This window comes from Corynebacterium simulans (genome assembly GCF_001586215.1).
Taxonomy (GTDB): Bacteria; Actinomycetota; Actinomycetes; order Mycobacteriales; family Mycobacteriaceae; genus Corynebacterium; species Corynebacterium simulans.
The window spans coordinates 1,391,282-1,400,551 of the sequence record NZ_CP014634.1; the positions used below are offsets into that span (position 1 = coordinate 1,391,282).

Genomic DNA, 9,270 nt, shown 5'->3' on the forward strand with positions numbered 1-9,270 from the left:
CCACCACACATCAGCCGCCCCACGGGGGGCAACCCGGCCTTCATGTCGCACCCCAATGCCGCTCTCACACCCCGCCACCGGCTGATTGTCGGCCGCCTCGTCGTGGACGAGGGCTGGCCGATCAGCGAGGTCGCCGCCCGGTTCCAGGTCTCCTGGCCGACCGTGAAGCGCTGGGCCGACCGCTACCGCGCTGGCCAGTCCATGCCGGACCGTTCCTCGCGACCGCACCGCTCTCCGAACAAGACCGATGCGAAGACGGCCAAGCGCTGCATCCAGCTGCGGCTCCGACTGAGGGAAGGTCCCGTGCAGTTGGCATGTCGGCTGGGGATCGCGCCGTCGACGGTCCATCGAATCCTGACCGACGCTCACCTGAACCGGCTGTCCCATGTTGACCGCGCCACGGGTGAGCCTGTTCGCCGCTATGAGCATGACCATCCTGGCGCGATGCTGCATGTCGACGTGAAGAAGCTGGGCCAACATCCCCGATGGCGGAGGCTGGCGCTACGTCGGCCGACGACAAGGCGAGAGGAACCGCGCCGCGACCCCGGGCAAGCCCAGGAGCAAGTACCGGGACCCGTTGATGGGTAAGGCCTTTGTCCACGCTGTCATCGACGACCACTCCCGCGTCGCCTACGCCGAGATCCACGATGACGAAACCGCCCTCACTGCCACGGCGGTCCTCATTAGGGCTGTTGAGTGGTTCAACGCCCGCGGCGTCACCGTCGAGCGGGTCCTGTCTGACAACGGTGGCGCCTACCGCTCACACCTGTGGCGAGACACCTGTGCCGAGCTGGGAATCAGGCACAAACAGTCCAGGCCGTATCGCCCGCAGACCAACGGCAAGATCGAGAGATTCCACCGAACCCTGGCTGATGGCTGGGCCTACGCCCGCTGCTACACCTCCGAGGCGGAGCGTCGGGGCGAGCTCGAGGACTGGCTGCACTATTATAACCAGCACCGTCCTCACACGGCCTGCGGGAACCAGCGGCAGTTCTCACGGTTGACCAACGTCTCCGGTCAGTACACCTAACTGGTTTCGGCTCACTTAATGTGACAGGCAGAGGTTCCGTTCCTCGAGTGCGCATATGTTTTATGGAGTACACCGAAGATTTCCATCTTGATGGTGTAGCCAGTAGTAACGCCCACGACCATGTTGTTGATCAGGGAGCGGGACAGGCCGTGCAGGGAACGGTTCTTGCGGCGGTCATCGGGGCGGGAGACGACGAGTTCTTCGCCTTCCTGAGCCACGGTGATTGGTGCCGGAATCTCTTCAGCCAGGGTGCCCTTAGGACCCTTGACTTCAACGTTCTGGCCGTTGATGGTGACGGTGACGCCAGAGGGGACGGTCACCGGTGCCTTGCCAATACGAGACATGGTTAAACCTCCTCTTACCAGACGTAGGCGAGGACTTCTCCGCCCACGCCCTTGTTGTTGGCCTCACGGTCAGTCAGCAGACCCTGGGACGTGGAGATAATAGCCACGCCCAGGCCACCGAGAACCTTTGGCAGATTAGTGGACTTTGCGTAAACGCGCAGACCCGGCTTGGAAACACGACGCACGCCAGCGATGGAACGCTCGCGAGATGGGCCGTACTTCAGGTTAAGCTCCAGGGTCTTGCCGACGGTCTCGTCGTTAACGGAGTAGTCGGCGATGTAGCCTTCCTGCTTCAAGATTTCGGCGATGTTGGCCTTGATCTTGGAGGATGGCATAGACACGGTGTCGTGGAACGCATTGTTTGCGTTGCGCACTCGTGACAACATGTCCGCAATCGGATCAGTCATGGTCATGTGAAGTGACCTGTTGCCTTTTTCGTTACGGTTCCCGTGCTCACCCTTGATGAATCGCGTGTACCGCACGATCGCTGGCTACTCACGCTCCGCCTAACTCAGTAGTTAGGGGTGCTCGCTGCCTTTATCCGTGCGGCCGCTTCGGGCGAGGGGCCTGTAACAAAGTGGATGTACAGTTTTTCTCCCTTGTAGCGGGAGACTCTTTCCGCAGGTCATGTGGCATTCCCGGGATTTTGACGCGTTAGCGTCGAAAAAAAGAACATGGGGGTACCTACCTACGGCAAGACCTGACTAGCCTAGCAACCAGCTAAAACATGTCCAAATCCCTGCTCAGAAGCATAGAGCTGAGGTGTAGGGTCGGCGCCATTCAGGGCCGACCGACCTCACTAGCCGCACCTGCTGGCTCACACACTCACCTGCACAGCTCCACAATCCCTCCTTGTAGTACTTTGATTAGGCTTACCTTGTTCATATAAGCTTGCTCCCGTTAAGATCATGGACTTTCACGCGTCAAGGAGGGATGCATGGCTATCTCTACCCCGCATGCGCAATCCCCTTCTCAATCACACCTGGGGTCTCGCGCGGACGCTACTGCGGACGCTTCTGCCAGCGCTCCATCAGGTAAAATCCCGCGTCGCCTCGTCGGCCTCGGCGTCCTTTTCCTCCTATTGCTCGCCAGCATCGTTGCCAGCATCGTGTTTGGATCACGGCAGATCCCTTTTGGAGAAGTGTCCGCCGTGTTCCGCGATCTCGGCACGGCGTTCGGCCACGCGGAGGGGCTGAATGTGGATCAGCGCGTGATCGTCGAGCTCCGCATTCCCCGCACCCTGTTGGGCCTAGTCGCCGGTGCTGCCCTTGGCGCCTCCGGTGCATTGATCCAAGGGCACACGCGCAACCCTCTCGCGGACACGGGCATTCTCGGCATCAACTACGGTGCGTCCCTGGCCGTGGTTGCCAGCTTCTCCTTGCTGGGTGTGACGTCCGTGTGGGCTACCAGCATGTGGGCGTTCGGTGGGGCCATCGCTGCTACTGCGTTGGTGTTTAGTTTGGCGTCCATAGGAGGAGGACAGGCCAATCCAATGACGCTGGTCCTCGGCGGCGCGGCTTTGTCCGCGGTCCTCAGCGCCATCATCAGCGGTTTTATCCTCACTGACGATGCCAATCTGGATCGCATGCGCTTCTGGACCGTCGGCTCCATCGCGGGCCGGGATCTCACCGTGTTCTACGGCGTGCTGCCGTTTATCCTGGTGGGCCTCCTGCTGGCGTTCATCACGGCACCGCAGCTAAACCTCCTGAATCTGGGCGATGACATCGCCTCCGGACTGGGCATCAACACCCAGCGCGCCCGCCTGATTGGCATGGCTCTGATCGCACTGCTGGCCGGTGCCGCGACAGCTGCCGCCGGCCCCATCACCTTCATCGGCCTGGTGGTCCCGCACCTCGTGCGCGCCATCACGGGCCCTGATTACCGCTGGATCCTCCCTTACTCTGCCCTGACGGGTGCGGTGATGATGCTGTTCGCAGACGTGGTGGGCCGTCTGATCGCTCGTCCGGGCGAGTTGCAAGTAGGCATCATCCTCGCGTTCGTGGGCGCGCCGTTCTTCATCGCCCTTATTTATCGACGCCGGGTGGTGGCCATTTAATGAGTTCCCTCCTTGCCCGCCCTACCTCTTCCACTATCCCTGGGCGCCCGCCATTCCGCGTGGGCTCATTTTCTGTGGTCTGGCGCCCTCGCGCGTTGACGGTGTCTCTATTGCTGCTCGTGGCGATCGTCTTGCTAGCGGCGGTCTCCATCGGCCTGGGTGACTATCCTGTGTCCCCGGCTCGTGTGCTGGAGGTGCTGTTCACCGGCCAGGGCACCCGCATTGAGCGTCTGGTGGTTTTGGATTGGCGCATGCCTCGTGCGCTGACGGCCATTCTGGTGGGCTGTGCGCTGGGATTATCCGGAGCCCTCACTCAGTCCGTGACTCGCAATGCGCTGGCCAGCCCGGATATCTTGGGCTTCACTACGGGCGCGTCCGCGGCCGCGGTCACCGTCATCACTCTGGGTGGTGGCGCTGGTGGTTTCCTCGGCTGGCTCAGCAGCATCGGCATTCCCTTGGCCGCGGTGCTTGGTGCGGCTGTCACCGCAACGGTGATGTGGGCTCTGGCGTGGAGGAGATCGACTGATTCCTTCCGGCTAGTGCTGTTCGGCATCATCATCTCTGCTCTGTTGACCTCGTATATCAACTTCCTGATGATCCGCACGGAGTTGCGCGATGCCGCGGCCGCGCAGTTCTGGCTTACTGGCTCCCTGAGCACTGCGGACTGGTCCAAGATGTGGCCCATCGCCATTGTTGTGTTGGTGTTTACACCGCTGCTGGCCTGGATTGGTCACCAACTTTTAGCCACCTTGCTGGGCTCGGATACTGCACGGGCTTTGGGACAAAACGTCCAGGGTGTGCAGGTGCTTCTGCTCGCCGCTGCCGTGGCTTTGGCAGCAGTGGCGGTCTCGGCCGCTGGCCCCATCGGGTTCGTCGCCTTCGTGGCCCCACAGGTGGCGCTGCGCTTGTGCAACTGCTCTGCACCACCGCTTCTGGCCTCTGCGCTGACCGGCGCTGCGCTACTCCTGCTGGCAGATATCAGCACCCAAACTCTTCTGCCCGTAGAGCTGCCGGTGGGCATTCTCACCTCGGCAATCGGCGGTGCGTTCCTTATTTATTTGCTGGTCCAACGGAATAGGTCAACCACGGCATGAGAAAAGATCCCACCCTGGAAGTTAGCAGTGCCGCGAACAAAGAAGGACACATGACTCAGAAGCACAGCATGAGCGCACGCGGCCTCGCCGTGGGCTACGGCGACCGGACGGTCATCGAAGGCTTGGACGTGGACTTTCCTCGCGGGCAGATCACCACAATCATCGGCCCCAATGGCTGCGGCAAATCCACGTTGTTGCGAGCCATGTCTCGTCTCCTTCCGGCGAATGAGGGCGAAGTGCTGTTAGACGGCGCCGATATCTCATCCATCAGGCGCAAGGACCTCGCACGGACCATCAGCGTGCTGCCACAAACCCCTACCGCCCCGGAGGGACTCAACGTGGCTGATCTCGTCTCGCGCGGTCGGCACCCACACCAATCGTGGATCCGTCAGTGGTCGTCCACGGACGAAGCCGAGGTGCACAAGGCGCTGGAAATGACTGGCTCGATGGGGCTGGCGGAGCGCACCCTGGATTCTCTGTCCGGAGGGCAGCGGCAGCGTGTGTGGATCTCCATGGTTCTTGCGCAGAACACGGACATCCTGTTCCTGGACGAGCCCACCACCTACCTGGATCTGGCCACGTCGGTAGAGATTTTGGAGCTGGTGCAGCGTCTACGCCGAGAGCTGGATCGGACTGTGGTGATGGTGCTGCACGATCTCAACTTGGCTGTACGCTACAGCGATAATCTCGTGGTGATGAAGGATGGACAGGTCCTCGCCACCGGGCGTCCCAGCGAGGTCATTACCCCAGAGCTACTGCTCGAGGCGTTTGCCCTCAACGCGCTAGTCATCGAGGATCCTGTCACCGGCGGTCCGCTGATCGTCCCCAAGTGACGATCAGGGCTTAGTCCTCCATCAGCTCCTGGGCGGGAGTCTTCTTGGACTTCCGCCAGTTGATCATCGCGGAAATCACCACCGGAGTCACAGACACCAGCACGATGACGATGGCGATCATGTCGATGCGATCCGCAATGCCCGGGATATCCCCCAGCAGCACGCCAATGCCGACCATGCTGACAATCCACAGCACTGCACCCGTGACGTTCCATCCCACGAACTTCTTGTACGGCATCTCCGCGGTACCAGCGGCCACGGGAATGTAGGTACGCACGATCGGGATGAAGCGCCCCAGTACCAGAGCCAACGGCCCGTACTTCAGGAAGAAAGCCTCGGCTTGTTCGAGGTGCTCGGTTATGAGGATCTTGGCGTCGGGCTTAAACAACTTGCGGCCAAAGCGGTGGCCGAGCCAGAAACCTACCTGGTCGCCCAAGAACGCCGCGACGATGGCCACGCCCACCAGAATCGGAACGTTCAAGCCCAGCTGATCGCGCAAGATTGCCGCGGTGACCAGCATGGAATCGCCGGGGAGGAACGGGAAGAGCACGCCGGATTCAATAAAGATAATCAGCGCAATGCCGCCGAGCGCCCAGCCGCCAAAGTTCTGGAGCAGGGTGGTGGCGTCCATGAGGTCGCTTAAGTGCACAGGGAATCCCTTCTAGAAAACAACTGGTCTATTCTTACCCCGGTTTCTGACCGGAATACAGGCAGCTCGCCCCTAGCGTGCATCCGTTATCCCCATGAGTGCCCGTCCCCTAGCCAGCAACAGCAAAACCGCCCCAGCACGTTCATGCGGGGCGGTTCGGCAGTTGATTCAGACTACTTCGTGGCGTCTGCCAACGGCTGCTCGATCTTGTCCAGCAGGTAGTTCAGGCTCAGCACGGTCTGCCATCCGAAGGCCTTTTCCAGGTCGCCTTCCAGGTAGACACTGTGTCCGTCCTTCACGGCGGGCAGCTTGCCCACGATCGGATCCTCGGTCACAGAAGCCTTGCTCTGCTTCGGAGAGTAAGACAGTTGATCCCACACCAGCACGTCAGAGTTGATCTGGTCTGCGTTTTCCTTGGAGACCTCACCGTAGAACTTGTCCTTGGTGATGCCCGCGTAGGCCGGGTTGATCTTGAATCCCAGCTCGGTGAAGAAGCGGCTACGCGGATCGCCCTCGGCAAAGACAGCCAGGCTCTCGTCGGAGACAGTGGCCACGCCGAGTTCCTTTTCGGCCCATTCTGGGTGGCGGCCCTTGAGCTCTGCGAACTTCTCCTTGACCTGCTCCACCTGGCGCTTTGCCTCTTCAGGCTTGCCCACGGCCTGCCCGATCTCTTCCGTGGTCACGTCCCATGGTTGCTGTAGTTCTTCGTATTCGCCCTTTTGTACGACGACAGGGGCGATCTCAGACAGCTTCTTGTACGTGTCTTCATCGATGTCCGAGTACACGGCCACGATGAGGTCTGGATTGTCCTTGGCGATGGCTTCCGCGTTGACTTCTGTGTCCTTGTCGATCCGAGGAGTGTCGCCCTCGATCTTGTCATTGGACCAGTTGCCCGCAGCCTGACCATCCGGGGTCATTCCGTCCCAGTACTTCACGGAGACAGGAGTAACTCCCAGCGCCAGCAGTGCGTCCTGATCCGTGTAGCCCAAGGAGACCACGCGCTGCGGGGCTTCCTTGATTTCGGTGGAGCCGTAGCGGTGCTCGATGGTGGTGGGGAATGCGCCCTGCTCGGCGTTGACTGCCTGGGAGTCCCCGGAATTTCCGGACTGGTCATCAGTCGAGCAAGCGGTCAGTGCCGCGCCCAAGGTCAGCACAGCAGCGGTGCTAACGAGAATCTTCTTGAGTGTCATTTTTCTCCGTTGTTACTGGTGACGGATTTCCGCGCGAGGCGTGGCCCGTACACAAAAGGGAAAGGTCAAACCTTTGGTTGGATATATCCAGCCCTATGTCCAAAGAATTCGGTGGCGGTCAGTTCCGAGTTGTCGTCGAGACGAACACGATCCAGAACAATCGCCGGCGCCGGCACGTTGGCACGGGGCGATCCACAGACCACCGCGATTCCTCCCTCGTGAGGGATGGTGACTCGGCCGGGGGTTCCGCCGAAGCGGCCCTGCGAGACGTGCGCGGAAAGCACGCGGACGCGCTGGCCTCGGAATTCAAAGTAAGCATTGGGGTACGGGTCGGACTGCGCCCTGACCAGCAAGGCGATATCTTCCGCAGGTTGGGTGAAATCTATGCGAGATTCCTGCTCGCCGCGCTTGTGGAAGTACGTAGCGCGGGTGGGATCTTGAGGTTGCGCAGTGGCGGTGCCTTGGGCGACGTCACTCAATGCGCGTTCCACGAGGGGCTCGATGAGGTCGATGGTCTTGGCCACGAGATCCGTGGTGGTGTCCTGCGGACCCACGGGGATCGCGCGCTGGGCAACGATGGGTCCGCCGTCCAGCACTTCATCCATCTCGTGCACAGTGACGCCCACGTGAGTTTCCCGGTTCAACAGCGCCCACAGGATGGGCGAAAATCCGGCGTACTCGGGCAGGAGACCATCGTGGACATTCAATGCGCCGTGCTTGGCCAGGCTGAAAACCTCGGGAGGAAGCCAGGTTCGCCAATTGTTGGCCACGATGATGTCTGGTGCAGCATCGCGCAACGCCTCAATGACGTCTTGACCCACGCGCTCAGTGACACACACCTGGAGCTCATGTTCGCTGGCGAGCTCCTCAACGGAGTCTGCCCACATTTGCTCATAAGGGTGATCGCTGGCAGGGTGCGTAACTACCAAAACTACTTCATGACCAGCATTGATGACCGCAGACAACGTCCGGTGTCCCCACGACTGATAGCCGAAAACAGCAACTCGCATGCAGGGGATGTTAGCTTAGGTTTACCTATGTAGTCAATGATGAAAGTGGCGCAATTTTCATGCCAGACTCCCCGGACGTGACCACCCTTCACCGAATCTCGGTGCCCGCGGATGCGGAAGCCCTCGTTTTCCCGGACCCCTACCGCTCGAACGTCGAGCTCACCGAATCGATGTCCACCGTCGATGTGCGCATCCCGGCGCACTCAGCAGTGACCTATAGCTTTCAATCCGGCGAGCTGAAATATCCCGATCCACATAACGCACACGGCGCAGGCCCACAGGCGAGCCTATTGAGCGGCGATTCTGTGGACCAGACACTCTGGCCGCCTCGCTCCCCAGAAGTCATCGCGGACTTGCCCGGCGCACGCCTGTCCATCGACCGGAAGGTATTCGGCAGGCGCTGCACCGCGCGCCTCGATGACCGCGGTGCGGATACCACCGTGGTGTTTTTGGATGGCGATGACTGGATCCATCTGCATGACCTCACGGGCGCACTGGACCGGGCAGTCACGGCAGGGCTTATCCCCCAGATCAACCGCGTCTTCCTGCCGGCAGCCAAAGACCGCAGCGAGGAGTACACCTCCCAAACATTCGCCAGCGCACTGGCCACCGAGCTTCCGCCGATCATCAACAGCAGCCACATAGTCCTGGTGGGGCAAAGCTTCGGCGGTCTCTCCGCCCTGCGCGCAGCTCTTACGGCTTCCACCGAAACCACGCCTGCAATCAAAGGAGCCATCGCCCAGTCCCCTGCCGTCTGGTGGTCCGCTGACCGTTCTGCAGAGCTCGCGGACACGCTCTCGGACGGGCCCGCAGGAGGCGACATTGCCGCACAGCTCACTGGCCCCTCACTCGAAAATCCTGCGGCTCACAGTGGCTCCGGTCTGGCACGCATCGTACTGACGTGCGGTGCAGAAGAGCCGCCCATGCAACGACACGTGGATGCAGTGGCCGATGCCCTGACACGCCGCGGCTTTCCCACCACCAATCACCGCACGCCCGGTGGCCACGACCCTGCGATGTGGCGCCACGGGATCATCCCGGCACTCGCCGAATTGCTGGGCTGA

8 protein-coding genes and 2 pseudogenes are annotated in these 9,270 nt (G+C 61.1%); 5 read left to right on the forward strand and 5 right to left on the reverse strand.

Annotation, left to right across the window (positions count from 1 at the left end; genetic code table 11):
- The first annotated feature begins 42 nt into the window (after positions 1–42).
- Positions 43–1,030: pseudogene (locus WM42_RS06585) on the forward strand (IS481 family transposase).
- 68 nt (positions 1,031–1,098) lie between these two features.
- On the opposite strand, the pseudogene WM42_RS06590 reads toward WM42_RS06585, so the two are convergent.
- Together WM42_RS06590 and rpsH are read right to left on the reverse strand one after the other, a co-directional pair.
- A pseudogene (locus WM42_RS06590) lies at positions 1,099–1,374 on the reverse strand (50S ribosomal protein L6); the annotation flags it as partial.
- A gap of 14 nt (positions 1,375–1,388) precedes the next feature.
- A complete protein-coding gene (gene rpsH, locus WM42_RS06595) occupies positions 1,389–1,787 on the reverse strand; it encodes a 30S ribosomal protein S8 (protein ID WP_034986964.1) in 399 nt (132 codons plus the stop codon).
- A gap of 524 nt (positions 1,788–2,311) precedes the next feature.
- Here rpsH and WM42_RS06600 point away from each other — a divergent pair.
- The 3 genes from WM42_RS06600 to WM42_RS06610 are packed head-to-tail and all read left to right on the forward strand — an operon-like array spanning position 2,312 to position 5,357.
- Positions 2,312–3,430: a FecCD family ABC transporter permease gene (locus WM42_RS06600; protein WP_005325331.1), complete on the forward strand. Its 1,119-nt coding sequence runs from the start codon at positions 2,312–2,314 to the stop codon at positions 3,428–3,430.
- Entirely contained in the window at positions 3,430–4,524 is a 1,095-nt protein-coding gene (locus WM42_RS06605) for a FecCD family ABC transporter permease (RefSeq protein ID WP_005325330.1), read from the forward strand. The genes WM42_RS06600 and WM42_RS06605 overlap by 1 nt, the downstream gene beginning before the upstream one ends.
- A 50-nt stretch (positions 4,525–4,574) precedes the next feature.
- The gene (locus tag WM42_RS06610) at positions 4,575–5,357 is read left to right on the forward strand and encodes an ABC transporter ATP-binding protein (protein WP_019176090.1); all 783 of its coding nucleotides are present in this window, start codon (positions 4,575–4,577) and stop codon (positions 5,355–5,357) included.
- A gap of 10 nt (positions 5,358–5,367) precedes the next feature.
- Here the strand turns inward: WM42_RS06610 and WM42_RS06615 are convergent, their stop codons facing one another.
- From WM42_RS06615 to WM42_RS06625, 3 genes are all read right to left on the reverse strand, one after another.
- Positions 5,368–6,006, reverse strand: a complete 639-nt coding sequence (locus WM42_RS06615) for a DedA family protein (RefSeq protein WP_005325329.1) — start codon at positions 6,004–6,006, stop codon at positions 5,368–5,370.
- Positions 6,007–6,179: 173 nt separating this feature from the next.
- Entirely contained in the window at positions 6,180–7,196 is a 1,017-nt protein-coding gene (locus tag WM42_RS06620) for an iron-siderophore ABC transporter substrate-binding protein (protein ID WP_005291893.1), read from the reverse strand.
- A gap of 65 nt (positions 7,197–7,261) precedes the next feature.
- The gene (locus WM42_RS06625) at positions 7,262–8,206 is read right to left on the reverse strand and encodes a methionyl-tRNA formyltransferase (protein WP_005325328.1); all 945 of its coding nucleotides are present in this window, start codon (positions 8,204–8,206) and stop codon (positions 7,262–7,264) included.
- Positions 8,207–8,283: 77 nt separating this feature from the next.
- Here WM42_RS06625 and WM42_RS06630 point away from each other — a divergent pair, with 77 nt between their 5' ends.
- Positions 8,284–9,270 carry an alpha/beta hydrolase gene (locus WM42_RS06630; RefSeq protein ID WP_224784305.1) on the forward strand — a complete coding sequence of 329 codons (987 nt, stop codon included), beginning with the start codon at positions 8,284–8,286 and terminating at the stop codon, positions 9,268–9,270.